At 69.6% G+C, this 24,040-nt stretch carries 29 protein-coding genes; all 29 read left to right on the forward strand.

Annotated elements, in window-relative coordinates:
• Positions 1 to 128 precede the first annotated feature (128 nt).
• Positions 129 to 1,286 (forward strand): beta-ketoacyl-[acyl-carrier-protein] synthase family protein, encoded by a 1,158-nt coding sequence (locus tag FHS42_RS34595; protein ID WP_184580065.1) that lies wholly within the window; start codon positions 129 to 131, stop codon positions 1,284 to 1,286.
• A complete protein-coding gene (locus FHS42_RS34600) occupies positions 1,283 to 2,329 on the forward strand; it encodes a beta-ketoacyl synthase N-terminal-like domain-containing protein (RefSeq protein ID WP_184580067.1) in 1,047 nt (348 codons plus the stop codon). The genes FHS42_RS34595 and FHS42_RS34600 overlap by 4 nt, the downstream gene beginning before the upstream one ends.
• Positions 2,330 to 2,444: 115 nt before the next feature.
• On the forward strand, positions 2,445 to 2,699 hold the full coding sequence (locus FHS42_RS34605; RefSeq protein ID WP_184580069.1) for an acyl carrier protein: 255 nt from the start codon (positions 2,445 to 2,447) through the stop codon (positions 2,697 to 2,699).
• Positions 2,696 to 3,076, forward strand: a complete 381-nt coding sequence (locus FHS42_RS34610; protein ID WP_184580071.1) for a 3-hydroxyacyl-ACP dehydratase FabZ family protein — start codon at positions 2,696 to 2,698, stop codon at positions 3,074 to 3,076. The genes FHS42_RS34605 and FHS42_RS34610 overlap by 4 nt, the downstream gene beginning before the upstream one ends.
• A gap of 9 nt (positions 3,077 to 3,085) precedes the next feature.
• Positions 3,086 to 3,625: a hypothetical protein gene (locus FHS42_RS34615; RefSeq protein WP_184580073.1), complete on the forward strand. Its 540-nt coding sequence runs from the start codon at positions 3,086 to 3,088 to the stop codon at positions 3,623 to 3,625.
• Between the two features lie 3 nt (positions 3,626 to 3,628).
• Positions 3,629 to 3,967, forward strand: a complete 339-nt coding sequence (locus tag FHS42_RS34620; RefSeq protein ID WP_184580075.1) for a DsrE family protein — start codon at positions 3,629 to 3,631, stop codon at positions 3,965 to 3,967.
• The gene (locus FHS42_RS34625; RefSeq protein ID WP_184580077.1) at positions 3,967 to 4,434 is read left to right on the forward strand and encodes a hypothetical protein; all 468 of its coding nucleotides are present in this window, start codon (positions 3,967 to 3,969) and stop codon (positions 4,432 to 4,434) included. The genes FHS42_RS34620 and FHS42_RS34625 overlap by 1 nt, the downstream gene beginning before the upstream one ends.
• The gene (locus tag FHS42_RS34630; protein WP_184580078.1) at positions 4,434 to 4,826 is read left to right on the forward strand and encodes a hypothetical protein; all 393 of its coding nucleotides are present in this window, start codon (positions 4,434 to 4,436) and stop codon (positions 4,824 to 4,826) included. The genes FHS42_RS34625 and FHS42_RS34630 overlap by 1 nt, the downstream gene beginning before the upstream one ends.
• Positions 4,823 to 5,455 carry a 3-hydroxyacyl-ACP dehydratase FabZ family protein gene (locus FHS42_RS34635; RefSeq protein WP_184580080.1) on the forward strand — a complete coding sequence of 211 codons (633 nt, stop codon included), beginning with the start codon at positions 4,823 to 4,825 and terminating at the stop codon, positions 5,453 to 5,455. The genes FHS42_RS34630 and FHS42_RS34635 overlap by 4 nt, the downstream gene beginning before the upstream one ends.
• Entirely contained in the window at positions 5,455 to 6,399 is a 945-nt protein-coding gene (locus tag FHS42_RS34640) for an ApeI family dehydratase (RefSeq protein ID WP_184580082.1), read from the forward strand. Before FHS42_RS34635 ends, FHS42_RS34640 begins: the two co-directional genes overlap by 1 nt.
• Positions 6,400 to 6,642: 243 nt before the next feature.
• Entirely contained in the window at positions 6,643 to 6,903 is a 261-nt protein-coding gene (locus tag FHS42_RS34645; RefSeq protein ID WP_184580084.1) for an acyl carrier protein, read from the forward strand.
• Positions 6,904 to 6,908: 5 nt separating this feature from the next.
• Complete coding sequence (locus FHS42_RS34650) at positions 6,909 to 8,120, forward strand: beta-ketoacyl-[acyl-carrier-protein] synthase family protein (protein WP_184580086.1); 1,212 nt, start codon at positions 6,909 to 6,911, stop codon at positions 8,118 to 8,120.
• A complete protein-coding gene (locus FHS42_RS34655; RefSeq protein ID WP_184580088.1) occupies positions 8,117 to 9,289 on the forward strand; it encodes a beta-ketoacyl synthase N-terminal-like domain-containing protein in 1,173 nt (390 codons plus the stop codon). Before FHS42_RS34650 ends, FHS42_RS34655 begins: the two co-directional genes overlap by 4 nt.
• Positions 9,273 to 10,541, forward strand: coding sequence for a beta-ketoacyl synthase N-terminal-like domain-containing protein (locus tag FHS42_RS34660; RefSeq protein WP_184580090.1), 1,269 nt, complete (start codon positions 9,273 to 9,275; stop codon positions 10,539 to 10,541). The genes FHS42_RS34655 and FHS42_RS34660 overlap by 17 nt, the downstream gene beginning before the upstream one ends.
• Positions 10,534 to 11,502 (forward strand): beta-ketoacyl synthase N-terminal-like domain-containing protein, encoded by a 969-nt coding sequence (locus FHS42_RS34665; protein ID WP_184580092.1) that lies wholly within the window; start codon positions 10,534 to 10,536, stop codon positions 11,500 to 11,502. Before FHS42_RS34660 ends, FHS42_RS34665 begins: the two co-directional genes overlap by 8 nt.
• Positions 11,499 to 13,280, forward strand: a complete 1,782-nt coding sequence (locus tag FHS42_RS34670) for an alpha/beta fold hydrolase (protein WP_184580094.1) — start codon at positions 11,499 to 11,501, stop codon at positions 13,278 to 13,280. The genes FHS42_RS34665 and FHS42_RS34670 overlap by 4 nt, the downstream gene beginning before the upstream one ends.
• Complete coding sequence (locus FHS42_RS34675) at positions 13,277 to 13,915, forward strand: 2-hydroxychromene-2-carboxylate isomerase (protein WP_184580096.1); 639 nt, start codon at positions 13,277 to 13,279, stop codon at positions 13,913 to 13,915. The genes FHS42_RS34670 and FHS42_RS34675 overlap by 4 nt, the downstream gene beginning before the upstream one ends.
• A gap of 13 nt (positions 13,916 to 13,928) precedes the next feature.
• On the forward strand, positions 13,929 to 14,075 hold the full coding sequence (locus FHS42_RS34680; RefSeq protein WP_184580098.1) for a hypothetical protein: 147 nt from the start codon (positions 13,929 to 13,931) through the stop codon (positions 14,073 to 14,075).
• A 43-nt stretch (positions 14,076 to 14,118) separates the two neighbouring features.
• Entirely contained in the window at positions 14,119 to 14,877 is a 759-nt protein-coding gene (gene fabG / locus FHS42_RS34685) for a 3-oxoacyl-[acyl-carrier-protein] reductase (RefSeq protein WP_312867163.1), read from the forward strand.
• On the forward strand, positions 14,874 to 15,329 hold the full coding sequence (locus FHS42_RS34690) for a 3-hydroxyacyl-ACP dehydratase FabZ family protein (RefSeq protein ID WP_184580100.1): 456 nt from the start codon (positions 14,874 to 14,876) through the stop codon (positions 15,327 to 15,329). The genes fabG and FHS42_RS34690 overlap by 4 nt, the downstream gene beginning before the upstream one ends.
• Positions 15,326 to 15,826 carry a 3-hydroxyacyl-ACP dehydratase FabZ family protein gene (locus FHS42_RS34695; protein WP_184580102.1) on the forward strand — a complete coding sequence of 167 codons (501 nt, stop codon included), beginning with the start codon at positions 15,326 to 15,328 and terminating at the stop codon, positions 15,824 to 15,826. Before FHS42_RS34690 ends, FHS42_RS34695 begins: the two co-directional genes overlap by 4 nt.
• Before the next feature lie 5 nt (positions 15,827 to 15,831).
• Positions 15,832 to 17,106, forward strand: a complete 1,275-nt coding sequence (locus FHS42_RS34700; protein WP_184580104.1) for a beta-ketoacyl-[acyl-carrier-protein] synthase family protein — start codon at positions 15,832 to 15,834, stop codon at positions 17,104 to 17,106.
• The gene (locus tag FHS42_RS34705; protein ID WP_184580106.1) at positions 17,103 to 18,170 is read left to right on the forward strand and encodes a beta-ketoacyl synthase N-terminal-like domain-containing protein; all 1,068 of its coding nucleotides are present in this window, start codon (positions 17,103 to 17,105) and stop codon (positions 18,168 to 18,170) included. Before FHS42_RS34700 ends, FHS42_RS34705 begins: the two co-directional genes overlap by 4 nt.
• An 11-nt stretch (positions 18,171 to 18,181) precedes the next feature.
• Entirely contained in the window at positions 18,182 to 18,979 is a 798-nt protein-coding gene (locus FHS42_RS37940; protein ID WP_184580108.1) for an alpha/beta fold hydrolase, read from the forward strand.
• Between the two features lie 21 nt (positions 18,980 to 19,000).
• The gene (locus FHS42_RS34715; protein WP_184580110.1) at positions 19,001 to 20,575 is read left to right on the forward strand and encodes an MFS transporter; all 1,575 of its coding nucleotides are present in this window, start codon (positions 19,001 to 19,003) and stop codon (positions 20,573 to 20,575) included.
• A gap of 11 nt (positions 20,576 to 20,586) precedes the next feature.
• Positions 20,587 to 21,600 carry an ACP S-malonyltransferase gene (fabD, locus tag FHS42_RS34720; RefSeq protein WP_312867164.1) on the forward strand — a complete coding sequence of 338 codons (1,014 nt, stop codon included), beginning with the start codon at positions 20,587 to 20,589 and terminating at the stop codon, positions 21,598 to 21,600.
• A gap of 35 nt (positions 21,601 to 21,635) precedes the next feature.
• Positions 21,636 to 23,243 carry an acyl-CoA carboxylase subunit beta gene (locus FHS42_RS34725; RefSeq protein ID WP_184580112.1) on the forward strand — a complete coding sequence of 536 codons (1,608 nt, stop codon included), beginning with the start codon at positions 21,636 to 21,638 and terminating at the stop codon, positions 23,241 to 23,243.
• Between the two features lie 122 nt (positions 23,244 to 23,365).
• A complete protein-coding gene (locus FHS42_RS34730; protein ID WP_246495841.1) occupies positions 23,366 to 23,713 on the forward strand; it encodes an acyl-CoA carboxylase epsilon subunit in 348 nt (115 codons plus the stop codon).
• 226 nt (positions 23,714 to 23,939) lie between these two features.
• Positions 23,940 to 24,040 (forward strand): biotin carboxylase N-terminal domain-containing protein (locus FHS42_RS34735; protein WP_184580116.1); only part of this gene is annotated, 101 nt, incomplete at its 3' end.

The raw sequence follows: 24,040 nt of genomic DNA on the forward strand, positions 1-24,040 counted from the left end.
CAGAACCAGCAGCAGGACAGAACCGGCGGCAGCACAGAACCAGCAGCAGCAGAGAACCAGCGGCAGCACAGGGCCAGCGGCAGCACAGAAAGAGGAACAGCAGTGACACAGCGGCGGGGGATGGATGGATGAGCCAGGTGGTGGTCACCGGTCTGGGCGCCGTGAGTTGCCTGGGCGGGACGGTGGACGAGCTGTGGGAGGGGCTGCTGCGCGCGGAGCACCGCCCCGGGATAGCCCCCGACGACTGTGCGCTCGCTGGCTCGCCGCGCGTCTACCAGGTGCCGGGCGCGCACCAACTCGCCTCCGACCCGGACGGCCGCTTTCCCGGTCGGACCAGCCGGATGGCGTGCACGGCGGTCGGTGAGGCCGTCGCCGATGCCGGGCTCGACGCCGAGTCGCTGGCCGATGCCGGGCTGACGCTCGGCACCACGCTGGGCGACATCGACCTGGCCGAGGAGGGTCGTTTTGCCGAGGCCGACCGCTCCGCCGAGACCTATCGGGTATCGGCGGCCGTCGCCGGCACGTACGGCCTGGGTGGCCCCAACCAGAGCCTGAGCACGGCCTGTTCCGCCGGGGTGTACGCGGTGAGCTGGGCCGCCGAGCTGATCACCAGCGGGCAGGCGGACGTGGTCATCGCCTGTGGCGCGGACGGCTACTCGCGGGTGGCGCTGGCCTCGCTCGAACGGTTCGGGATGCTCGACGCCAAGCTGTGCCGCCCCTTCGACGCCGACCGGCAGGGCATGGTCACCGGCGACGGCGCCGCGGCCATGGTCCTGGAGTCCGCCGCGCACGCACGAGCACGCGGCGCGCGGGCGTACGCCGTGCTGGAGAGCGTTGGTTGGAGCTGCGACGGGCATCACCCCACCGCCCCCGAGCCGGGCGGCGAACAGCTCAGCCGCGCCGTGACGGCGGCGCTCGCGGGCGCGGGCGGCACGCCCGGCGCTGCCGTGCTGCACCGGGCCGGGATCGCCGTGAACGACGTGGTGGAGAGCCAGGTCATCGCGACGGCGCTGGGCGATGCGGTGGCGGAGGTTCCCGCGTACGGCATCAAGGCCGTCATCGGTCATACGGCGGGCGCGGCCGGGGTGTTCGGCTGTGTGGCCGCCTCGCTGATGCTGCGTCATGGCAGCGTGCCGCCCAACGCGCACGTCACCACGCTCGATCCCGACTGCCCGCTGACCGTGCCGCTGGCCGGTCCGGTGCCGCTGACCCGGCCGCGGGTGCTGGTCAGCGCCACCGGCTTCGGTGGGAACAACGCCGCGCTGGTTTTGGGGGCCGCCTCGTGAACGCGTACATCACCGGCATCGGCATGGTGGCCCCCGGCGTTCGTACGCTCGCCGACCTGGATGCGTCGCAGGCACCCGACGAGGTGGCCGCCGACTGGTTCGACCCGGTGCCGCTCCTGGGCAAGCGCGGCTGGAAGTACTTCACTCCGGCGACCCGCTACCTGTTGGCCGCGGCCAACGAGGCGCAGGGTACCCGGCACGGTGATGCGCCGCCCGAGGGGCATGCGGCCGAGCGGGTCGCCGTTGTCACCGGCACCCACCACGGCATCAGCGCGCTGCATCAGCGGCTCGACCACATCGCCCGCGAGGAGGGCCCGTCCGGGCTGAGCCCGGCCGAACTCCCCGGCTTCTCGGTCAACATGCCGGCCAGCCAACTGGCCATCTCGCTGCGCTGCCGCGCCTTTTCGGTGACGCTGACCAACCCAGTGGTGGCCGGGCTTGAGGCGGTGCTGTTCGCCGCGTCGGCGCTGGGCGCCGGCCGGGCCGAGCGCGTGCTGGCCACCGCGACCGAGGAGGCCCCGGCGCCGGCGGTCGCAGCCGCTCGGGCGACGGAGGCAGGCCGCACGCTGAGCGGAGCGGCTGCGTTGACGCTGGACGCACGCGCCGACGCGGGCCCCGGTGGGCGTGCACCACTGGGCGAAGTCACCGGCGGCACCTCGCGGTTCGTGCCGGTCGCCGCCGATGGAAGCTGGCAGCCGCGCGCCCTGGAGGCCGCCGCCCGCCGGTTGACGGCGCTGGTGGCCGATGGCGCGAGCGGGGCGGGCGCGGTTGGGGTGCCGCCGCTGCGGTACGCGTTTTGCGGCCCTGCCTGCGCCGCGCCGGCCGACGAGGCACTGCGTAAGGCGCTGGTGGGCAGCGGTGGGCCGATGGTCGAGCAGGCACCGTCGCTCGGTGCCGATGCGCGGTATGGCACCGTCTCCGGAATCCTGCGCCTTGCCCAGTTGCTGCGGTCTCCTGGGCCCTGGTTGCTGATAGCCGCTTCGGCTGACGGCCATCTCACCGCGGTACGTGGAAATTCCTCTTTTCCCAACACCCATGCATAGCGGGGGTGCCGGCCGCTTTTCGCGTAGCGTTTGACGCGCGGGACGCCGAACGGAATGAGCGCAATTGGCGTCCGGTAAAAGTTCCGGCGGTTGGTCAAGGAAAGGAAAAGAATTCATGGCCACGCAGGCTGATGTACACCGAGATGAACTTAGGGAACTGGTCGCGGACGCGCTCGATGTCGAGCCCGAATCGCTGACCGACGACGCGCGCTTCATCGAGGACCTTGAGGTAGATTCGCTCGTCGCCCTCGAAATGTCGGTGATCCTGGAGCGTCGCTACGAGGTCAAGATCGACGAGAAGGAAATAGCCGAGATCAGGCGGCTGCCGGATGTTCACGACCTGCTGGTGCGGAAGCTGGCGGCTGCATGAGCGCGGTCACCCTGCTGCCGGGGGCCGAGGTGGTGAGCCTCGATGAGGGCGCAATCCACACCCGGGTCACCATCGACCCCGCCGCGCCCGTGTTCGCCGGGCATTACCCGCACTTCCCGCTGCTGCCCGGGGTCTTCACCCTGGATGCTGTCGATCACGCGGTGCGGTTGCACGCCGAGCGCATCGGCGGCGTCCGCACAGAGCTGGCCGAGGTGCGGTCCGTACGCTTCGCGTCGCCGGTCTTTCCCGGCGATGTGCTCACCGTGGAATGCGTGATCAAGACCGTGGCCGATGGCGGCAGAGACGTCAAAGTGCGCTGCCACACTGACCGGGAGAAGACCGCCACCTTGCGGTTGCGGTACCGCGATTCCGGTTGAGGAGACGTCATGCGCGACCACACATCCTGGGGTGCCACCGAGGCGGAGTGCCACCTCAGCTACCCGTGTGACCAGCACATCTCACAGCCGTATGACAGCCACCACCGCGCCATCGACGTGGCGGCCCCGGTGCCACTGGCGTTCCGCTGGCTGTGCCAACTCAAGGTCTCCGCGTACACCTACGGGCGGCAGGGCCGCAGCCCGCGCACGCTCACGCCGGGCGTGGAGCGGCTGGCCGTGGGGCAGCGCTTCCTCGCCTTTGACCTGGTGGAGTTCGAGGAGAACCGGCATCTGACCGGGGTGACCTACCCCGCCGCGCGGCGCAGGTACGGGCAGATCGCCATCACGTACCAGGTGGAGCCGCGCGGCGAGAACGCCAGCCGTTACGTGGTGCGGCTGAACTCCGCACGGCGCAAGGGCGTGGGCCGTCCCCTGGGCGACCTGCTTGCCACGGGCGACGGGTTCATGATGCGCAAGCAACTACAGACACTGAAGGCGCTGGCCGAGCGTGATGCGGCGGGGGCTCAAATGCAAGAGGGGGATGGATAGCCGGTGGGCGACAAACCATCGCGTTACCTGCTGATAGAGAGCCAGGGCAACTGGGCCGGGCCCAACGCGGGCCGCTTCTTGGGGGACGCCTCCGCGCTCGCCAAGTCCGGCCACCAGGTGTCCGTTTTCCTGGTTCAGGACGGGGTGTTCGCCGCGGTGAACGACTCCGTCCCCGAGATCGCCACGCTGGCCGAGCTCGGCGCCACGGTGTGGGCCGACGACTTCTCCACCGCCCAGCGTGCGCTGCCCGCGCGCTCGCTGTCGCCGCACGTCAAACTGGTGGGCATGGACTCGGTGGCCAAGCTGCTGATGTCCGATGGATGCCGGGCGGTGTGGCACTGATGACGGACACGACCATCCAGCCGGCAGGGACGTCCGAACTGCCCGCTACGCGCAAGCCGACCAAGATCGTCCAGCGCCGTTGGGGCCTGCTGCTCGTGGTCACCGCGGCACCGCACTCCAACGACGTGATCACCTCCGCGATGCGGCTGGCACAGGCCGTACTCGACGAGGGCAAGACGGTCCGGATGTGGGCCTGCGGCTACGCGAACATGCTGACGCAGAAGGCACACGGCGACACCAAGCTGATCAACACTCGGGACCCGGAGGGCTTCTACCCTTCCAGCGCCCACATCGTGCGGGAGATGTTGGCGGCCAATCCGGGCAAGTTCGCCTGGATCGCCTGCACCGCGTGCAGCGCCGAGCGCGGCGCCACCGACCACATCGCCGAGGTCCGCTTCCGGTCCCCGCTGCGCTTCGTGTCCACCATCGAGGCCGCCGACCAAACCGTGTTCATCGGGGGTGCCTGATGGCTGACTACCGTGTGCTCGGCATCATCGACCGGGGGTACCGGGGCGCCGTTGAGGTGCAGTTCTTCGACGCGCTGTACGGCATTCTCGACTTCCGGCAGCAGCTCAGCGGGGTCGCACTCGCCTTGCGCGGTGCCGCGGTGACCGTCGCCATCGACGAGGGTGACTACAAGCCGGTAGTGGAGTTCGGGCCGATTCGCATCGACACGCTCCCCGACTACCGGGGATCGGTCCGCCAGCTGATCGCCGAAGGCGTGCCCGTCATGGTGGACGAGCCCGATCTACGGGCCCTCGGCTTCACCGCGGCCGACCTGATCGAGGGCGTGCAGTGCCTGGACACCAACGAGCTGGCCACGCGCTGGGACGAGTACGACGGGGTGTGGTTCGTATGACGGCCACCACGCCCGCACCCGCGGCAACCGACCAGGCCGGCGCGCGCCCCGTTGGTCCGCGTCACCTCAAGAGCCTGATCCCGCACCGGTTTCCGATCCTGCTGGTGGACCGGGTGGACGAGGTCGTACCAGGTGAGCGGATCAGCACCGTCAAGGCGGTGACCGTCAACGAGCCCTGGTACCGGGAGCTGCCGGACGACACCGACGACGCCGGTTACGCCTACCCGCTGGCCCTGCTCATCGAGTCCTGGTGCCAAAGTGCGGCGCTGCTGTCCGCCTGGGACCAGTCGCCCGAAGAGGCCGCAGGCCAGGTCGCCCTGTTCGGCGGGATGTCCGGCATCGAGGTGTTGGGCCAGGCGCTGCCCGGCGATGTGCTGCGGCACGAGGTGCGCATCAGCCGAGCCTTCGAAGGCACCTGGATCTTTGAGGGTGCCACCACGGTGGACGGCGTCGAAATCCTGCGGATCGATTCGGTGATGACCGCGCTGCGGCCCAGCTCGGCACTGGCCCCACCGGCTGAATCGACGCCGGCCGTATCAGCACCGGCTGAATCGGCGCGGGCCGGATCGGCGTCGGCCGGTGCAGCGACCGGGCCGGCGGCCACCGCGGGTGGGGAGGCAGCGGTCTGATGGTGACCGTGAACGACAAGCTCTCCTTCGCCGCGCCGCTGCGCGCCGTTGACCACGTCGAACTGACGCAGACCGCGGACGGTACCCGACTGCGCAGCACCAAGGTGGTGCGCGAGAGCGACCCGTATATGGCGGGTCACTTCCCCGATCTGACGATGCTGCCCGCGGTGTTCCTGCTGGAGGGCGTGCGGCAGGCGGTGGCCGAGGCGTTCGCGCTCAGCGAGGTGCCCGAACTCCTTGAGGTGCGCTCCGTGCGACTTCAGGCACCGATGCTCGGCGGCGATGAGATCACGGTGGATGCGGTTGTACGAGCCGAGGGCGAGCACCGTTGGTTTCTGGACGCGCGGTGCACTCGGCAGGATGGCACCCCGGTCGCGCGGCTGAAGTTGCTGGTCGGTGTCGCCACCGGCGAACAGCCGCTGACCAGCACCCACGGGCCGCTCACCGCGCCCGAGCCGGTCACAGGGCCACCCATCATCGGCCACGCCCGCATCCGCGAACTGCTGCCCGTGCGGCACCCGATGCTGCTCGTGGACGGCGTGGTCGCGGTCGAGCCGGGACGGCTGATCAGCGGTGTCAAGGCCATTTCCGGCAGCGATGTCTGCTACCAGAACCTGCCGGACGGGCTGCCGGGCGAGCGGTACAGCTTCCCGCGCTCGCTGATCTTTGAGTCCTTCGGCCAGACCTCGGCGCTGCTGTGGTTGGCCACCGCGGAGACGGGTGGCCCGGACAGTGTGCTGATGCTGGCTGCCATCCGCGGCTGCCGCTTCGTCGGCGACGTACAGCCAGGCGAGGTGCTGCGCCATGTGGTGCGCCTGGAGCAGCTCGTTGCTGACAGCGCCTTCATGTCGGGCGAGATCTGGGCGGCCGATCGCTGTGTCGCGGTCATTGATTCGCTGATCGCTGTCGCCAGGCCCCGGACGGCGGTTCAGGCACCTCGCTGAGAGATGTCATGGAATCGCAACGAATATTGCGGCCCTGTCATTCTTGGGTAACGAGGTATTAATTTCTCTTGCCGTTTGTTGGAAAAAGCGGTCCGGGGCATCTCAGGAAGGCCCGTAAAACCCGCTCAGGGCTCTCTTTGAACGCCCATCAACGGTGGCTCGCAGGGTCGTTCGCTGCATAACATTGAAGAAGTCAGGGCGCGAAAGATCGCAGCCCCGCATTCCCTAGAAAGGTGACCGTAAATGACGACTGCCACCAAGCAGGAGCAGCTCGATGAGATTCGCGAGATTGTCGCGGAGGTGCTGGAGCTTGAGCCCGAGGAGGTCACCGAGACCAGCCACTTCATCGAGGAGCACGAGGCCGACTCGCTGCGCGCGATCGAAATCCTCGCCCGCCTGGAGAAGAAGTACAAGGTCGAGATTCCGCAGTCGGAGCTCCCCAAGATGATCAACCTCACCGAGGTGTACAACGTGCTCGCCGAGCACGCTGGTTGGCAGGGCTGAGCTTTATGTCACTCCGACGGGTAGTCATCACCGGCCTGGGGCCTGTGTCGAGCATAGGGATCGGGGCGTCCGCTTACAGCGAGGGGCTGCGCGAGGGCGTCAACGGCGTCTCGCCGATCGCCTGCTTCGATCCCACTGGTTTCCCCTACATCATGGCCGGCGAAGTCCACGCCTTCCGGCCAGAGAACATGGTCCGGCGGCTGTCTGTCGAGGAATGGGGCCGTACCAGCCTCTTCGCGGCGTCCGCGGCCCGCCTGGCGGTCGCGGACGCCGGGATCGACGAAGACGAACTGGCCGCCTCGCGCGCCGGATCGAGCATGGGCACCACCGGCGGCGAGTCGCAGGTGCTCGAAAAGCTCACCGGTGACTCGCTGACCGCGGGCATGGGCGGCCTGGACGCGAACCTGGTACGCCAGGTCTCCAGCGCCCGGCTGTCCCAGGCGGTCAACCGCGAACTGCGGCTCACCGGCGACGCCGTGACCTTGTCCACCGCCTGCTCTGCCAGCAACTACGCACTCGGTTACGCGTACGACCTGATCAGGACGGGCGAGGCGGACTACATGATCGCCGGCGGCGCGGACTCGGTCGGCCGCTGGTCGCACGCCGGGTTCTACCGGCTCGGCGCACTCACCGAGACGGCGTGCTCGCCCTTCGACAAGGACCGCTCCGGCATCATCACCGGTGAGGGCGGCGCGGCCATGTTCCTGGAGTCGCTGGAGTCGGCGCAGGCGCGCGGCGCCCGCATTCACGCCGAGGTCCTTGGCTACGGGCTCAATTGCGACGCCAACCACATGGTCGCTCCGAACCGGGACAGCATCGCCGAGTGCATGCGCATCGCGCACGCCAACTCGGGCGTCAAGGCTGAGGAAGTGGACTACATCTGCGCCCACGGCACCGGCACCCCGGCCAACGACTTCGTCGAGGCCAGCGCCGTGGTGGACGTCTTCGGTGAGAACGCGCCGCCGATCAGCTCCACCAAGTCGATGCTTGGCCACACCATGGGCGCCGCTTCGGGACTCGGCGCCATCGCGTCGGTGCTCGGCATCGCGGGCTCGTTCCTGCCGCCCACCATCAACTTCAAGACTCCGGACCCGGACATGCCCAAGATCGACTGTGTGCCCAACAAGGCACGCACCGCAGATGTGCGGATCGCGCAGGTCAACGGCTTCGCGTTCGGCGGCAACAACGCCATCGTGATGCTGGGGAGGCCCTCATGACGAGCGCTCCCGCAGCCGCCCCGGCGCCCGCAACCGCGGGCACCGGCACCTCGGCCCTGGCCATCACCGGCTTCGGAGTGCTCTCCGGCGCCGGCATCGGCCCCGAAGCGCTGGCGGCGGCGCTGACCGCCCCCGCCGCGCCGGTGGACGTCAGCGAGATGTTCGAGGAGGAGCTGCCGCGCAACGACGCGCACGCGCTCGTGGACTTCAAGGTCCGCGACCACCTCGGCCGCAAGGGCACCTCGTTCTTCGACCGCTCCACCTCGCTTGGCATGGTCGCCTGCAAGGAGGCGCTGGCCGACACCGGCCTGGAGATCACCGACGATAACCGGGCGCGGATCGGCATCACGCTTGGCACCACCGCCGGCAGCGCCAAGTCCACCAGCGACTACAGCAAAGACACCTTCATCCAGGACCGGCCCTACCTGGTCAACCCGCTGCTGTTCCCGAACGCCGTGATGAACTGTGCGGCCGGACAGTCGGGCATCAAGTTCCGGCTCCAGGGCCCCAACGCCACCATCGCCGGTGGCCCGATGGCCATGCTGAACGTGCTGCGCTACACCCGTAACCTCATCAACTGCGGTTACGCGGACGCGCTGCTCGCCGGCGCGGTCGAAGAGTTCAGCCCGCACTCGTCCTGGGCCGTGCACTACGCCCAGTCCGTCTTCGGCGGCGACGCGGCACCCGGTGAGGGTGCAGCCGTGTTCGTGGTCGAGAACGCGGACGCGGTACGGGCCGCGGGCCGCACCCCGGACGCCGAGGTGCTTTCCATCGAGGTCGGGGTCTTCGAACCCCCGGGCCCCGATGGGGAGTTCAGCCGAGGTCTTGGGCTGTGCATCAGCCGCGCCCTGGAGCGGGCCGGCGTCACCGCGGCCGACATCACCACGGTGGCCACCGCCGCCAACGGAATGGCTCTGCTCGACGAGGCCGAGGAGCGCGCCATCGGCGCGGTTTTGGGCGAGGGCACCGCACGGCTGCGAGTCAAGGAGTCCACCGGCGAGGCGTTCAGCGCCTCCGGTGCCTTCCAACTCGCCGCCCTGCTCGCCCGGCACCGCGCGGAGCCCGCGCGGGACGGCGAACTGTCGCTGATCACCACGCGGTCCGCCGAAGGCGCGGCCGGAGCGGCCGTCGTCAGGGGGTGGAGTCGTGCCGGTGGCGATCACGGGTAGCTCCATGGTGAGCTGCCTCGGCGATCTCGACGCCACGTTCGACGCGCTGGTCGCCGGGCGCAGCGGGGCCTCCCCGCTGCGCCTTGGCGACCCCGCCAAGCTGAACGTCACCCATGGGTACAGCATCGACGCCGACACCGAGCGCAGCTACCGCGCCGGCGCCGTCAAAAGTGCTGTCGGCGTCGCTAGCACTCACAGTGCTGCCGGCGCTGCCGGCACTGCCGGCACTGTCAGCACTGTCAGCACTGCCGATGCATGTGACGCTGATGGTGCGTACGGGATCGGCGAGGATGTGCGGCTCGCCGGCCGGTGGGTGGCCACGGCCATCGCCAAGGCGCTCGCCGAATCCGGGGTTGACCCCGACACCAGCCGGGTCTCGGTCATCGTCGGTACCGGGCTGCGCGAGTTGCGCGCCGTGGAGCAGTGGCACGGCGACGCCGCCGCGCTGCGGCTGGCGCAGCTCCACTTCAACGAGGCCGTGCGCTCGGTTGCGCCAGGCGTCACCGAGGTGCACACCCTCGCCAACGCCTGTGCCGCCTCCGGTTACGCGCTGGCGCTCGCCGCCGACCTGCTCGACCTCGGTGAGGCTGACGCGGTGGTGGTCGCCGGCTGCGACACCATGACCGAGTCCATGCTCACCATGATCGGCCGCGTGGGCACCACCACGGCCGAGACCGTACGCCCCTTCGACGCCGACCGCGACGGGGTGCTGCTCGGCGAGGGCGCTGTCGCCGTGGTGCTCGAACTGCCCACTGACAAGCCCGCGTTCGGGTTGATTCGGGGCGTCGGCATCGGCTGCGACGCGTATCACGAGACCGCCCCCGATCCCGATGGCATCGTGGCCACGATGCACGACGCGCACCAGCGCGCCGGCATCGCTCCCGGCGACATCGATCTGATCGTGGCGCACGGCACCGCCACCGCGCTCAACGACCCGACCGAAGCCACCGCGCTGCACCAGGTCTTCGGCGGGTTGCCGGCAGACCAGGCGCCAGCCGTCACCGCCATCAAGGGCGCCATCGGGCACACCTCGGGTGGCGCCGCCCTCATGAGCGTGCTCGTCGCCTGCCAGACGATGCGTACCGGCACCGTGCCGCCCGTCACCGGGCTGCGCACCGCGATCGCCGAGGCCGAGAAGCTGGCCATGGTCTGCGGTGCGCCGCTGGCCATCCGACCCCGGCTGGCGCAGATCAACGCGTTCGGCTTCGGCGGAGTGAACGCCGTGACGATCGTGGAGGCCGTCGATGCCTGAGATCCGCAAGGCCGATCAGCGGCTGGCGGTGGGCGGCTGGGCCGTGCACGTGCCGGGGCTGGCCGCCACCGACCTGCCGGGCTCGCCCGCTGAGCCCGCCTGCCTGCCGGTCGATGCCAAGGATGTCCTTGGCCGTAAGGGGCTGCTCGGCAAGGAACCGTCCACCCGACTTGCCCTGTGCGCCGTGCACCGGGTGCTCGGGCTGCCGCCGGGCAAGCTGGCCGAGCCACTGCCGTACGCACCGGGCACCGCCGTCGTCGTCGCCTCCAACCTCGGCAACGTCGAGACGGTGTGCACGGTCTTGGACGACATGCGCGAGCGCGGCGGCACGGCAGTGAGTCCGATGGACGCACCCAACGCCTCCAGCAACGTCATCGCCTCATCGCTCGCCATCCGCTACGGCTTCAACGGCCCGAACCTGGCCGTGTGTTCCGGCGCCACCGCTGGGCTCGACGCCGTGCGGCTGGCCCGGCTGCTGATCCTCGGGGGGCGCGCCGAGCGTGCCGTCGTGGTGGGCGTCGAGCCCGCCGACCCGATCGCCCGCGGCCTGGCCGCGCTGCGTCCGGGCTCGCCCGGTGAGTTGATCGCCGGCGCCGGCGTCGTGCTGCTCGGGCTGCCCGGCGCATGGCCGTGGGACACCGGCATCGAGTGCGGCCCCGTGGTACGCCACGGTGCGTCGCGCCCCGCCGTCACACCCCCGCTCGCCGACGCGCTGGTCGGCGAGTTCTACGGGGCGGCCGGTGTGGTGCGCCTTGCTGCCGCCGCTGCCACGATCGCTGCGGCACCCACCACCGAGGCAGCCGCTGACGCCGCCAACTCGGCGCGCTACACCGTCAGTTGCGGTGACGCCGACGACGGCTGGCTGACCGTGGACGTCAGTGCCGCCGCCGACCGGGCCGCGTCCGGCGAGACAGCCGGTGCGGCAGCCCGTACGGCGGTCAGTGCGGGGGCCGCATCATGAGCCGCGGACTCGACGGCTGGACGCTGATCGCCTCGGACGGGCCGCTCCAGGTGTGGCGCGGTCCCGGCGAGGGGCCCGCCCTGGTGGCCGCGCACGGCATCGAGGACTCCTGGAAGAACTGGCGGGAGTTGACGAGCCGGATTCCCGGTTACACCCCGTACGCCCTGCAACTGCCGTGGCACGGCGGCAACACCTACGAGTGGCCGGCGGGCGGCGGACCGGCCGACTGGCTGCGGCGGGCGCTCGCGCTCGTACCGGAGCCGCCCAAGGTGCTCGTTGGGCACTCGTTCGGCGCCAACGCCATCTTGGAGCACCTGTCCACGGTGGACGGGGACCCGGGCTTGGACGCCGTACTGCTGGTCGCGCCGTTCTACCGGCCCGCCGACTTCTCGCTGTCCGAGCAGCTACGGCTGCGCTCGCTGGCCGCCTTCCGCCGCGTCCTGTCGGATGGCCTGCGGGTTTCGCTCGGCGCCGGCAAGATCTCGCGGATGGACCCCGAGGTGCTGTCCCTCATGGAGCACAAGCTCGTTGAGCGGGCCGTGCCAGCCGGGTTCCCCGTCTTCTACGCCGCGTTCGAGGCGTCGGGCCTGCATGACCTGTCCCGCATCACGGTTCCCACGCTCGTCCTGGTGGGCCGGGGCGACGAGGGCATGACGCCGATGCGGGCCGCCGCCTTGGACCGGGCAATGCCCGCCGCGACGCTGCGCATCAGGCCGGACTACGGCCATTTCTGCCATCTGGACCAGGTCGAGGACATGAGCGCGGTAACCGCTGCCTTCCTCAGTGACCCCCGGTCCGCTGCCGACTCTCCTGAAGGAGGAACACCTGTGACCGAACTGCTCGACGGTCAGCCGACCAGCTATGTCGGCTCGCCGCGCTACGAGGGCGCCAACATCCGGACCTGGATCGGGTTCAAGCACTTCATGTACCTGGTCGAGGAGGGGGTGCTCCAGTACTTCCGCGACCGCGGCGTGGGCGCCCGTGAGATCTACCACCGCTACGGCCTCGGCCTGGAAATAGTGGACTCCTCCGTACAGCTTCCGGTGGCCCTTGAGGCCGAGGAGCAGGTGTACGCGACCGTCGTGTCCGCCAAGGCCAAGCCGGGCCAGGGCGCACCGTTCACCGTGACCCTCACCGTCGAGCGCGACGGCGAGACGGTGACCACGCTCAAGGGCAAGGTCCGCGTCGCGCTGGTGACCGTCAAGGACGGCTCGGGCAGCGAGCCCATACCGTCCATCCTGGAGCCCTACGTGGTGCCGGACGTGTCGGCGCTGACCAACTCCGCCAAGCAGACGCTGACCATCGCCGACGGCCAAAGCGTCGCCGATGTGCTCGCCCCCGAGGGCTCGAACGCCTACCTGTGGGACTGGCGCGCCCCGTACTACTACTGCCACTTCTCCGACCGGCTCCAGCACTCCGCGTACATCCGCACCATGGAAGAGGTCGTGGACCGCTTCTTGGCCGACAAGAACCTGGCCGTGGGCACGCTGCTCGATGAGCGCGGCTGGATTCCCGTGGTCTCGCGCGCCCGGGTGCAGATGGTGTCCGACATTTACATGGAGGAGACGGTGCACACCGTCTTCACTGTTGAGGACATCCTCAAGGACACCATGTACACGGCGCGGATGGACTGCTTCGTCCGCCGCGGCGACACCCTGGAGCTGGCCGCGACCGGCACCATCATGCACGGCTACGCGATCAGCCGTGGCGAGAAGGCCGGCACGGTCGCCGTCTTGGACGAGGCCACCCAAAAGACGCTGCTCGGCGGTGCCGCGTGAAGAAGCCGCCGCGCCTGTACTTCTCGCTGCGTTCGCCGTTCAGTTGGATGGCCGTCCGGCAGCTCGAAGAGCGCCTGCCCAACGCCCAGGACATCATCGAGTACATCCCGTTCTTCGAGCCCGACGCGATCAGCATCGGCGCGCTTGAGGAACAGGGTGGCGAGTTCCACTACGTGGCGATGAGCAAGGCCAAGCACCTCTACATCCTCAACGACACCAAGCGCCTGTCCCAGAAGTTCGGCTACCCGATGAAGTGGCCGATCGACAAGGGCGACGAGTGGTGGGAGCTGCCGCACCTGGCCTGGATCAAGGCCAAGGAGCTGGGCGTACACCGCGAGTACTACACCGCGGCGATGGCCGCCCGCTGGGAGCGCGGCGAGGACATCTGCGACCGCGACACGCTGCGCAAGGTGTGCGCCGACGCCGGACTCGACGCCGAGGCGCTCACCGGCGCCCCCGAGGAGCCGCACATCCGCGAGGCGGGTGTGAAGGCCCTGATGAACGTGTACGAGGACGACATCTTCGGCGTCCCGTACTTCAAGGTCGGTCGGCACCGCTTTTGGGGCCTGGACCGGCTGGATGACTTCCTGACCACCCTCGATGAGGCGCTGGCAATCGCCGCCGCCAAGGCGTGAAGGAGAGCGTGACATGACCACCCTCAGCACCGAGCCGCAGACCGAGAACTACCCGCTGGTGGACTCCGAGTGGGGCCCCGACACGCTCGCGGACATCCCCGCCGAGCTGATCGAGCGCCACGGCGCCATGGACCACGACACCGCGGGCGGCTGCGGCTGACGCCGTGGCCCCACTCATCGCATAACAGGGGAAGGACAGCCCAGTGACCGAGACCGGGACCGACACCGAGCGCCGGATGGCCATCGTCACCGGCGGCTCGCGCGGCATCGGCCGCGCCACCGCCGTACAACTGGCCGCAGACGGCTACGACATCGCGTTTTGTTACCGCAGCGGCACCGAAGCGGCGGCCGAGACCGAAAAGCTCATTCGTGAACACGGCGCGCAGGTCTACCACGCGCCGTGTGACGTGTCCGACTACGACGCGGTACAGGCGTTCGTCAAGGACGCCAAGGCCCACCTCGGCCCGGTCTGCGTCCTCGTCAACTCCGCGGGCATCGTCAAGGACAACCCGATGGTGCTGATGCCCCCGGAGGACTGGACGGCCGTCATTGAGACCAACCTCAACGGCACCTTCAACTTCTGCCGCTCGGTGGTCTTCGACTACATGAAGGCCAAGGCCGGCGTCATCGTCAACATGTCCTCCATCTCGGGGGTCTACGGGCACGCCACGCAGTCCAACTACTCGGCGTCCAAGGCCGGTATCCAGGGCATGAGCAAGTCGCTGGCCAAGGAGGTTGCCGGGTACGGCATCCGGGTCAACGTCGTCGCGCCCGGCTTCATCGAGACCGACATGACCGAGGCGCTGCCGGAGAAGATCCGCGCCCAGGCTCTGAAGTCCATCCCGATGAAGCGCTACGGCGGCGCCGACGAGGTCGCCGAGCTGGTGTCCTTCCTGGTCTCCGACCGTGCCAGGTACATCACCGGCGAGGTCATCGAGATCGACGGCGGAGTGTCGCTGTGACCAGCCTCGCTGCGGAGCCGGTGACCGCCGGCGTACCCGAGACGGTCATTGTCACCGGGCCGAAGCTGCGGGCGTCACCGATCGCTGCCATCGACACGGTGACCGTGCTGTCCGACTCCGAGGTCGTCGCCGTCAAGCTGATCCGCGCCGATGACCCGTATTTGGAGGGCCACTACCCGGAGATGACCATCTATCCCGGTGCCTTCCTCATCGAGACCGCCTACCAGGCGGTGATCCACCTCGTACAAAAGACCCGCGGGCCCGAGGCCAACGCGGAGCTGTCCGGGCTGGACTCGGTGCGTTTCACCACGGCCCTGCGCCCGGGCGATGAGCTGCGGGTGCACTGTGAGTGCCGGCCCGGCGACGAGCCCGGCACGCTCGCGGTCATCGCACACTGCACCACGGGTGATGCGAAGGCTGCCCTACTCAAAATGCGGTACCGGCTGCGATGAGCAGCCAAATCGGGGGAACCATGCTTGATTACGCGGATATTCGCCGCATCATCCCGCACGCCCATCCCATCCTGCTCGTGGACCGGGTCCTGGAGATGGACCCGTACGACCGGATCGTGACCACCAAGACCGTCAGCGGCAGCGAGCCTTGCTACGCCCGTATGGCACCCGACCTGGGAACCCGGGCCTTCGCCTACCCGACCTCGTTGCTCATCGAGTCCTGGGGACAGGGCGGCGCGGTGCTGTGGATGGAGCGCATCAAGGCCCAGGGGCGGGAGCGCGCGGGCTCGTTGATCCTGGCCGCCGCCCGTGAGGTGGAGCTGCACCGCTCGGTCTACCCGGGCGACACGCTGCGGCACGAGGTGCGCGTCGATCAGTACGTCGGCGACAACGTCATCTTCAGCGGCACGTCCTTCGTGGGCGATGACCCGGTGGCGACCGTCGGGTACGCCATCGCCGTCATGCGCCCTTCCGAGGGCCTCTCGTGGGAAGCGTGAGCGCCATGACCGATGTCGTCATCACGGGGCTCGGCGTGGTCTCACCGCTGGGCCACACCCTGGAGGACTACTGGAACGGGCTGCTGCGCGGCGACGTTCCGATACGCCCGCTGGACTACCCGGGCACGGCCATACACGGCTCCTTGACCTATCTGGTCGAGGACGCCCCCGCGGTGGCCGCTGACCTCGGGCGGGCCAGTGGCTTCGCGGTGGCCGCGGCCCGCTCCGCGTTCGCAGACGCCGGCCTGGCCGGCGCACCGCAGGAGGTGCTGGACGGCGTCGGTGTCTGCGTGGGCACCGGCAACGGGGACAGCGATCTGCGCGAGCAGGAGCGCGATGGCCTGCGGGAGCTGACCGGGGTGCAGTGGTACCCGTTTGGCACCGCGGCCATCGTGGCCTCCGCCTTGGACCTGCACGGCCCCGGCGGCACCGTCTCCACGGCCTGCGCTGCTGGAGCGTACGCCGTGTCATTCGGCGTCGAGATGATCACCTCTGGTGAGGCCGACCTGGTGCTCGTCGGAGGGGCCGAGGCAGTGTCGCGGCCCGCGATAGGCGCCTTCTTGCGGCTGGGCGCGGCGGACAAGCTGCACTGCCGCCCCTTCGACGCCGAGCGTGGCGGCACGGTGTACGGGGAGGGCGCGGCCTTCCTCGTCCTGGAGTCCGCCGAGCACGCGGCCCAGCGCGGCCAGCGCCCCTACGCGAAGGTCCTCGGCGCCGGCTGGAGCTGCGACGCCAGCCATGTCACCGCGCCCGACGTCAGCGGCGAACAGGCCGACCGGGCCGCCCGCGAGGCGCTGGCCCGCGGCGGTATCACCGAACAGGCCATCGGTGCCGTACTCAGCCACGGCACCGGCACACCCGCCAACGACAGCACCGAGAGCCGCACCACGGCCCGGGTGCTCGCCCAGCGAACCCCCGACGTACCGGTCGCCGCCATCAAGGCATCGCTCGGTCACAGCGGCGGTGCCGCCGGCGCCTTCTCCTGCGTGACCGCGGCCCTGGTAGTCCGGCACCAGCTGGTGCCCCCGGTGGGCACCTTGCGCCAGACCGACCCCGAGTGCGAGCTGCGCCTGGTACGGGACGTGCCGCAGGCGACGGCCGGTGACGCCGTACTGGTCAACGCGTACGCGTTCGGGGGCAACAACATCACGGTCGCCATCGGAGCGGCGGAGCCGCTCTCCTCGGCTACCGCGGAGTCTGCGGCTACTGCTGTCACTGCTGTCACTTCAGGTTCTGGGGCTACTTCGGGTATTGCGGTTACTTCGGGGGTTACGCGATGAGCACGCATGGCAGACCATTGGCCGCCATCACTGGCATAGGCCCCGTCACCCGCCCGGCCATCGGCGTCAAGGAGTTGGCCGAGGTCACCACCCTCGGCATTCGCGACGACGAGCGGACCACGCCCGCGCTTCCGCTGACGATCGACCCGATGGACACCTTCCATCCTGCGGACTTCCTCGGCAAGCGCGGCTGGAAGTTCTTCCCCGAGCCCACCCGCGCGGCCCTGGCCGCGGTGCGGCTCGCCCTCGCCGACGCCAAGCGCCACCCCGACACCATGGAGCCGGAAGAGCGCACCGAGGCCAACGCCCGCACCGGCGTGGTCATCGGCACCAACTTCGCGGTGGACGCCATCGTGGACCGCATCGACCGCGCCCTGATCGCCGAGGGCATACCCGGCATCAGTCCCGTCGAGTGCCCCAACTTCTCCGTGAACGTACCCGCGGGCCAACTAGCCATCGCAGGCGGCTTCAAGGCATTCAACATCACCCTCGTCGACCTGCTCACCGCGGGATACGAGGCGTTGCTGCTCGGCGCCCGTGCGCTGGTCGCCGGCCGCGCGGACAGCGTCCTGGCCGGCACCATCGAGGGCCCGCCGCCCACCGCAGCGCAACCCGTGACCGGGCCGCGCGCCGACGCGTTCGGTGCCTGCCTGTTCCACCTGGAGCCGCAACAGGCCGCCGCGGAGCGCCGGGTAGTGCCGTACGCCTACCTGACCGGCGGCACCCGGCGGATGCTGCCCGACGAGCCGCACCACGCGGCCCGGGTCCTTGGCTCCGCCCTTGACCGACTCGGCGGAGCGGACGGAGTGGACCAACTCCACCTGTGCCTGCCGCCGTACGACGAGGGCGCGCGAGCAGCCGACGCGGCACGCGCCTGGGTCGCAGCCCGTGGCGCAGGCACCGAGGTCACCATCGTGCAGGGGGCCCCACAGGCCACCGGCACCAGCGCGCTCGCACTCGGCCGGCAGCTCGCACGCGAAGTGCGCGGCACCGCCGTTTTCGGCGCCATGGGCCCACAGGGCAATGTGACCCTGCTGCATCTCACGGACGCCGGAGGCAAGTGATGAGCCGCGGCGTGGCATCGTCCCCGGTGAGTGAATCGCTGCTGTACGGCGAGGAGTTGGCCGTACACCGCTTCGCTGAGCTGCCCGCCGCGGCTCTCGTGCACGGGCTCGAGGACGACTGGAGCAGCTACACCAAGCTGAGCCAGCTGCTGTCCGGCAAGTTCCGTAGCTTCCCGCTCGACATGCCGTGGCGGTCGGGCGGGACCTATCGGTGGCGCGCCCGCGCCACCAGCGGCCAGTGGATCGAGGGCGGCCTCCAGATGGTGCCCGAGCCGGTGTCGGTGCTCGTGGCCCACTCGATGGGCGCCAACTCCGTACTCCAATGGCTGGCTTCGGGCGCCAACCCGAAGCTTGACGCGCTGATCCTGCTCTCACCGTTCTACTGGTCGCCGACCCAACCGGTGGACTGGGCGATCTTCGACGGCTTCCGGGAACAGTTCGCGGCCGTCATGACCGCCGGGCTGCAAACCCGGCTGGGCGAGCGGGCGCACACCATGGACCCCGACATCTTCTCGGCCATGGTGCGCAAGATGCTGGAGAAGATGGGCCCCCAGGCCTTCCTCGCGCTTTTCGACCAGTACAGTGCGGCTTCCAGCCTGGCGCTGTCTCACGTATCGGTTCCCACGTTGGTGATCGGCAGCCCGCACGACCCCGGGCTGCTCGGCGATCGTGCCGATGCGCTGCGAGCGGACATGCCAAGCGCAGAACTGCGCCTTGACCCTCGCTTCAGCCACTTCTGCCATGTCGAACAGGCGCAAGAAGTGGCCGACTTGATCATCGCGTTCGCTGACCACCACCGGTCAGCCTGACATCGAAACGGAGGAGACATCGTGTCGGGACACACCGTGCAACTGAGGGCGTTGCCACCGCGCAACAAGCCCGGGCTCACCTTGTTGGCCGCGCTCCTTGGCCTGTTCATCGCGCTGCTCGACGTCACCGTGGTCACCGTGGCCATGCCGACCATCGGCACCGATCTGCACGCCACGTTCGATGACCTGGAGTGGGTGGCCAACGCCTACATGCTGGCCCTGGCGGTCTTCATCGTCACCGCCGGCCGCCTCGGCGACCTGTACGGGCAGCGGATGATCTACGTCGTCGGCGTGGTCGTCTTCCTCGCGGGCTCTGCACTGTGCGCAGGCGCGGGCGAGATCACCCTGTTCGGCTGGGACCACATCACCACCTTGCACATCGGCCGCGTGATCCAGGGCGTGGGCGGCGCCGTCGTGCTGCCGCTGACCCTGGCCATCATCTACTCGTCCTTCGAGGGCGAGAAGCGGGCCAAGGGCATGATGCTCTGGGGTGCGGTCGGCGGCCTCGCCACCGCGCTCGGCCCGCTGATCGGCGGAGTCCTGGTAGATCACGCTGGGTGGGAATGGATCTTCCTGATCAACGTGCCGATCGGCGCCATCGTCATCTTCGCGACGCTGGCGGGCATGGGCGCCGACGAACGCCCCGCCGCCGGTACCGAGAGGTCACTGGACCTGCCGGGCCTCGGCCTGCTCAGCACCTCGCTGCTCTGCATCAACCTGGCCCTGATCAACGGCAACTCCTGGGGCTGGACCTCGGCGAAGGTGCTGCTGCTCTTCGCGGGTGGCGCGCTGCTCCTGCTCGGCTTCCTGTTCGTGGAATCCCGCTCGCGCGCTCCCATCATCGACCTGGGCTGGTTCCGTAGGCCCTCCTTCGGCGGCAGCATCGCGACGTCCTTCCTGATGGGCGCCGGCATGTTCTCGGTCATCTTCTATCTGTCGATCTACCTCCAAGAGGGGCTGCGGCTGTCCGCTCAGGAGACCGGCGTACGGCTGCTGCCGCTGACCTTGTGCCTGGTGGTCGGCGCGCCCGTTGGCGGCCGGATCGTCGCCAAGGCAGGCGTGCGCAAGGCGCTCACCTTGGCCATGACGCTGATGGCGATCGGCATCGCGCTGTACACGCTGGCCGACCCGAACGGCGACTCCGGTTCCTGGACGAACCTGCTGCCCGGCATGCTGCTCACCGGCCTCGCACTCGGCATCGCCATGCCGGTCGCGTCCGAGCTCACCATCGCCTCCGCCCCACAGGACCAGGTCGGCGTTTCCGCCAGCGCGGGCACCATGGTGCGCCAGGTCGGCAACGCCGTCGGCATCGCCATCATGGGCGCGCTGATGAGCAACAGCACGGACACGGTCGTGGACAAGCTGCGCGCCGCCGCGAAGGACAAGCCGCTCACCGAGGACATCGCCAACGACATACGGCAGCGGGCCGTCACCGAAGGCATAGAAAACGGCGTCTGGTACGCCGCGGCCGTCACCCTGCTCGCCGCCGTCATGGTCGCCGTGTTCGTACGCGATCGGCAGCCCGCCTCCCCGACGCCCCCGCCCCCCGCTCGCCCCGACGACACCATGCGGCTCTCGAAGCTGCCCAGCGCCTGACGGAGGACGCAGTGACCGAGCACGCCACCCAGCAGCCGGGGGACAGCGCTGCCCAGCGCCAGGGCAAGACCGCCTTCCTCTTCCCGGGCCAGGGCTCCCAGAAGGTCGGCATGGGCCAGTACCTGCTGGAGAACCGCCCCGACCTCGCCGACACCTACTACCGCGCAGCCGACGACATCCTCGGCATCCCGCTGTCCACCCTGTGCTGGGAGGGCCCCGAGGACGCGCTGCGCGACACCGCCATCACCCAGCCCGCCGTGTTCCTGACCAGCCTGGCCACCCTCGACGTGCTGCGTGAGCACGGCCTGCGCCCCGATGTCGTCGCCGGCCACAGCCTCGGCGAGTACACGGCCCTGGTCGCCGCCGGGGTCCTCGACTGGCAGGACGCGCTGCGCCTGGTACGCCGCCGGGGCGAGCTCATGGCGGCCGTCAACGAGCAGGTGCCCGGCGCGATGGCCGCCGTGCTCGGCCTCGACCTGGCCACCGTCGAGGAGATCTGCGCGAAGGTCGCGGCCGAGACGGGCCAGGTCGCTGAGGTCGCCAACGACAACGAGCCCGGCCAGTCGGTCGTCTCGGGCCAGGCCGAGGCCATCGAGCGGGTACGGGTCGCCGCACAGGAAGCGGGCGCCGTGAAGGCCATCGCGCTGCCGGTGGGCGCCCCGTTCCACTGCGCGCTGATGCGCGGCATCGAAGAAGAGTTCGCCGCCGAACTGGACCGCGTCACCTTCCGCGAGCCGCAGCTGCCAGTGATCTCGGGTGTCACCGCCGAACACGTCACCAGCGCCGCGGACATCACCGCCTGTCTACGCCGCCAACTCGCCGGCCGAGTCCGCTGGACCGGCTCGGTGCAGCTGATGGCCGACTCGGGCGTCACCGACTTCGTCGAGGTCGGCCCCGGCAAGGTGCTCAGCGGCCTGTGCCGTCGCATCGTGCCCGAGCTGACGTCATTCACCACCCACGACGAGCGCCGACTGGTCAAGACCCTCGACGCCCTCGCGCCCACAGCCGCCGTCGCGGCGGTCTGAAGCCAGCAAGCCAGTAAGCCAGGGGGACCGTGTAGATGAGCATCACCGACGATCGGCGGGTCACCACCGACGACCTGCCAGAGGACCCGGGTACCGGAGGACTGTCCGAACAACTCCTGCGGCTACGGGAGTTGAAAGAAGCCATCGCCGCCGGCGACCCGGCCGGCACCGAGCGCCAGCACGCCAAGGGCAAGCTCACCGCACGCGAACGCATCGCACTTCTGCTGGACGAGGGCTCCTTCCACGAGATCGAGGCGCTGCGCAGGCACCGCGCCACCGGCTTCGGCCTGGAGAAGAAGAAGCCGCACACGGACGGCGTCATCACCGGCTGGGGCACCGTGCACGGCCGCACCGTCTTCGTCTACGCCCACGACTTCCGCATCTTCGGCGGTGCGCTCGGCGAGGCCCACGCCACCAAGATTCACAAGCTGATGGACCTCGCCGAGTCGGCCGGCGCCCCGCTGGTCTCCCTCAACGACGGCGCCGGGGCCCGTATCCAAGAGGGCGTCACCGCGCTCGCCGGCTACGGCGGCATCTTCCAGCGCAACACCCGCTGCTCGGGCGTCATCCCGCAGATCTCGGTGATGCTCGGCCCGTGCGCGGGCGGCGCGGCGTACAGCCCGGCCCTGACCGACTTCGTGTTCATGGTCCGCGAGACCTCGCAGATGTTCATCACAGGACCCGACGTCGTCCGCGCCGTCACCGGCGAGGAGATCAGCCAAAACGGCCTCGGTGGCGCCGATGTGCACGCCTCCATCTCGGGGGTCGCGGCCTTCGCGTACGACGATGAGGAAAGCTGCCTCGAAGAGGTCCGCTACCTGCTGTCGATGCTCCCGCAGAACAACCGCGAGACGTCACCGGTGGAGGAGACCGAGGACCCGGCCGACCGCAGCGTGGACGCGCTCCTCGACCTGGTGCCCGGCGATCCCAACCAGTCGTACGACATGCGCAAGGTCATTGAGGAGATCGTGGACGACCACGACTTCTTCGAGGTCCAACCGACTTGGGCCACCAACATCATCTGCGCCCTGGCGCGGCTCGACGGCCATGTCGTGGGCATTGTCGCCAACCAGCCCGCCTCGCTCGCCGGAGTTCTGGACATCCACGCTAGCGAGAAGGCCGCACGCTTCGTGCAGACCTGCGACGCGTTCAACATCCCGCTGGTCAGCCTGGTGGACGTGCCCGGCTTCCTGCCCGGTGTTGACCAAGAGCACGGCGGCATCATTCGCCATGGCGCCAAACTGCTGTACGCGTACTGCAACGCCACCGTGCCCCGGGTGCAGGTCATCTTGCGCAAGGCGTACGGCGGCGCGTACATCGTCATGGACTCCCGCTCGATCGGCGTGGACGTCTCGCTGGCCTGGCCCAGCAATGAGATCGCGGTGATGGGTGCCGAGGGCGCGGCCAACGTCATCTTCCGCCGCGAGATCGCCGCAGCCGACGACCCGGACGCGATGCGCCAGCAGAAGATCAAGGAATACCAGAGCGAGTTGATGCACCCGTACTACGCCGCCGAGCGCGGCCTGGTGGACGACGTCATCGACCCACGCGAGACCCGCTCCGCGCTGATCGGCTCGCTGGCCATGCTCCGTACGAAGCACGCGAACCTGCCGTCGCGTAAGCACGGAAACCCGCCGGTGTGATGGGCAGTACCGGCCGAAACGGCGCTCCGGGCGCCGTACGAGACAAGCATCCGCAGGCTGCTGCGGTGTCAGGTGGCGCGGTAAGCGCCGTGGTGATGCGAGGAGCGGGGAGCACGGTGGCGATGCGGGGTGCGGTGGGCGCGGTAGCGGAGCGGGGCACTGAGGGCGCGGTGGAGGCACGGGGTGCGGAACAGATCGCGCTGGCGCGAAGTGCAGGAAGCGCCGCGACGGACACCGCTACGGACACTGCGGTGCGGGACGGGGCGCCGCGGCTGTGCGTGGTACGCGGCACCGCGGGCGCCGAGGAAGTCGCCGCGCTCACAGCGCTGTTCGCCGCCCTGGCCCAAAGTGCGGGCCCGCGCCGGCGCCTTGACGACGGCATCGACCGCTCCCGAGTGAGCTGGGACCACCCAGGACCCGGCCGGCGGGGCGGCCTCGGCTACCGGGCCCCGGGGGCGTGGACGTCGTAAACGGCGCGCACCCCGGCGGCCACCCGCCGAGCGGGGCGCGCACCGAAGTGCCGGGCGCGGTTCCGGGGCTGCGGGCTGTGGGCGCTGTGCCGTGCGCAACGCCCGGACAAAGACAATAACAACGCCGGCCACGGCGTTATCAAAAGTGGCGCGCCTGGCCGAGGCGGCAAGGTGATGAGGGGCAGCTCGGGCGTCCGAGACGGCCAGGAAAGGGAATCGGAGACCCATGCGTAAGGTGCTCATCGCCAACCGTGGCGAAATCGCTGTCCGTGTTGCTCGTGCCTGTCGGGATGCGGGGATCGAGAGTGTGGCGGTGTACGCGGACCC

The sequence above is a fragment of the Streptomyces zagrosensis genome (assembly GCF_014203645.1).
Lineage (GTDB): Bacteria > Actinomycetota > Actinomycetes > Streptomycetales > Streptomycetaceae > Streptomyces > Streptomyces zagrosensis.

Bases quoted from the DNA above. Each gene is read 5' to 3' on its own strand.
- FHS42_RS34595 (WP_184580065.1), top strand. From the start codon at position 129: ATGAGCCAGGTGGTGGTCACCGGTCTGGGCGCCGTGAGTTGCCTGGGC.
- FHS42_RS34605 (WP_184580069.1), top strand. From the start codon at position 2,445: ATGGCCACGCAGGCTGATGTACACCGAGATGAACTTAGGGAACTGGTC.
- FHS42_RS34610 (WP_184580071.1), top strand. From the start codon at position 2,696: ATGAGCGCGGTCACCCTGCTGCCGGGGGCCGAGGTGGTGAGCCTCGAT.
- FHS42_RS34615 (WP_184580073.1), top strand. From the start codon at position 3,086: ATGCGCGACCACACATCCTGGGGTGCCACCGAGGCGGAGTGCCACCTC.
- FHS42_RS34625 (WP_184580077.1), top strand. From the start codon at position 3,967: ATGACGGACACGACCATCCAGCCGGCAGGGACGTCCGAACTGCCCGCT.
- FHS42_RS34630 (WP_184580078.1), top strand. From the start codon at position 4,434: ATGGCTGACTACCGTGTGCTCGGCATCATCGACCGGGGGTACCGGGGC.
- FHS42_RS34635 (WP_184580080.1), top strand. From the start codon at position 4,823: ATGACGGCCACCACGCCCGCACCCGCGGCAACCGACCAGGCCGGCGCG.
- FHS42_RS34640 (WP_184580082.1), top strand. From the start codon at position 5,455: ATGGTGACCGTGAACGACAAGCTCTCCTTCGCCGCGCCGCTGCGCGCC.
- FHS42_RS34645 (WP_184580084.1), top strand. From the start codon at position 6,643: ATGACGACTGCCACCAAGCAGGAGCAGCTCGATGAGATTCGCGAGATT.
- FHS42_RS34650 (WP_184580086.1), top strand. From the start codon at position 6,909: ATGTCACTCCGACGGGTAGTCATCACCGGCCTGGGGCCTGTGTCGAGC.
- FHS42_RS34655 (WP_184580088.1), top strand. From the start codon at position 8,117: ATGACGAGCGCTCCCGCAGCCGCCCCGGCGCCCGCAACCGCGGGCACC.
- FHS42_RS34665 (WP_184580092.1), top strand. From the start codon at position 10,534: ATGCCTGAGATCCGCAAGGCCGATCAGCGGCTGGCGGTGGGCGGCTGG.
- FHS42_RS34670 (WP_184580094.1), top strand. From the start codon at position 11,499: ATGAGCCGCGGACTCGACGGCTGGACGCTGATCGCCTCGGACGGGCCG.
- FHS42_RS34680 (WP_184580098.1), top strand. From the start codon at position 13,929: ATGACCACCCTCAGCACCGAGCCGCAGACCGAGAACTACCCGCTGGTG.
- FHS42_RS34695 (WP_184580102.1), top strand. From the start codon at position 15,326: ATGAGCAGCCAAATCGGGGGAACCATGCTTGATTACGCGGATATTCGC.
- FHS42_RS34700 (WP_184580104.1), top strand. From the start codon at position 15,832: ATGACCGATGTCGTCATCACGGGGCTCGGCGTGGTCTCACCGCTGGGC.
- FHS42_RS34705 (WP_184580106.1), top strand. From the start codon at position 17,103: ATGAGCACGCATGGCAGACCATTGGCCGCCATCACTGGCATAGGCCCC.
- FHS42_RS34725 (WP_184580112.1), top strand. From the start codon at position 21,636: ATGAGCATCACCGACGATCGGCGGGTCACCACCGACGACCTGCCAGAG.
- FHS42_RS34730 (WP_246495841.1), top strand. From the start codon at position 23,366: ATGCGGGGTGCGGTGGGCGCGGTAGCGGAGCGGGGCACTGAGGGCGCG.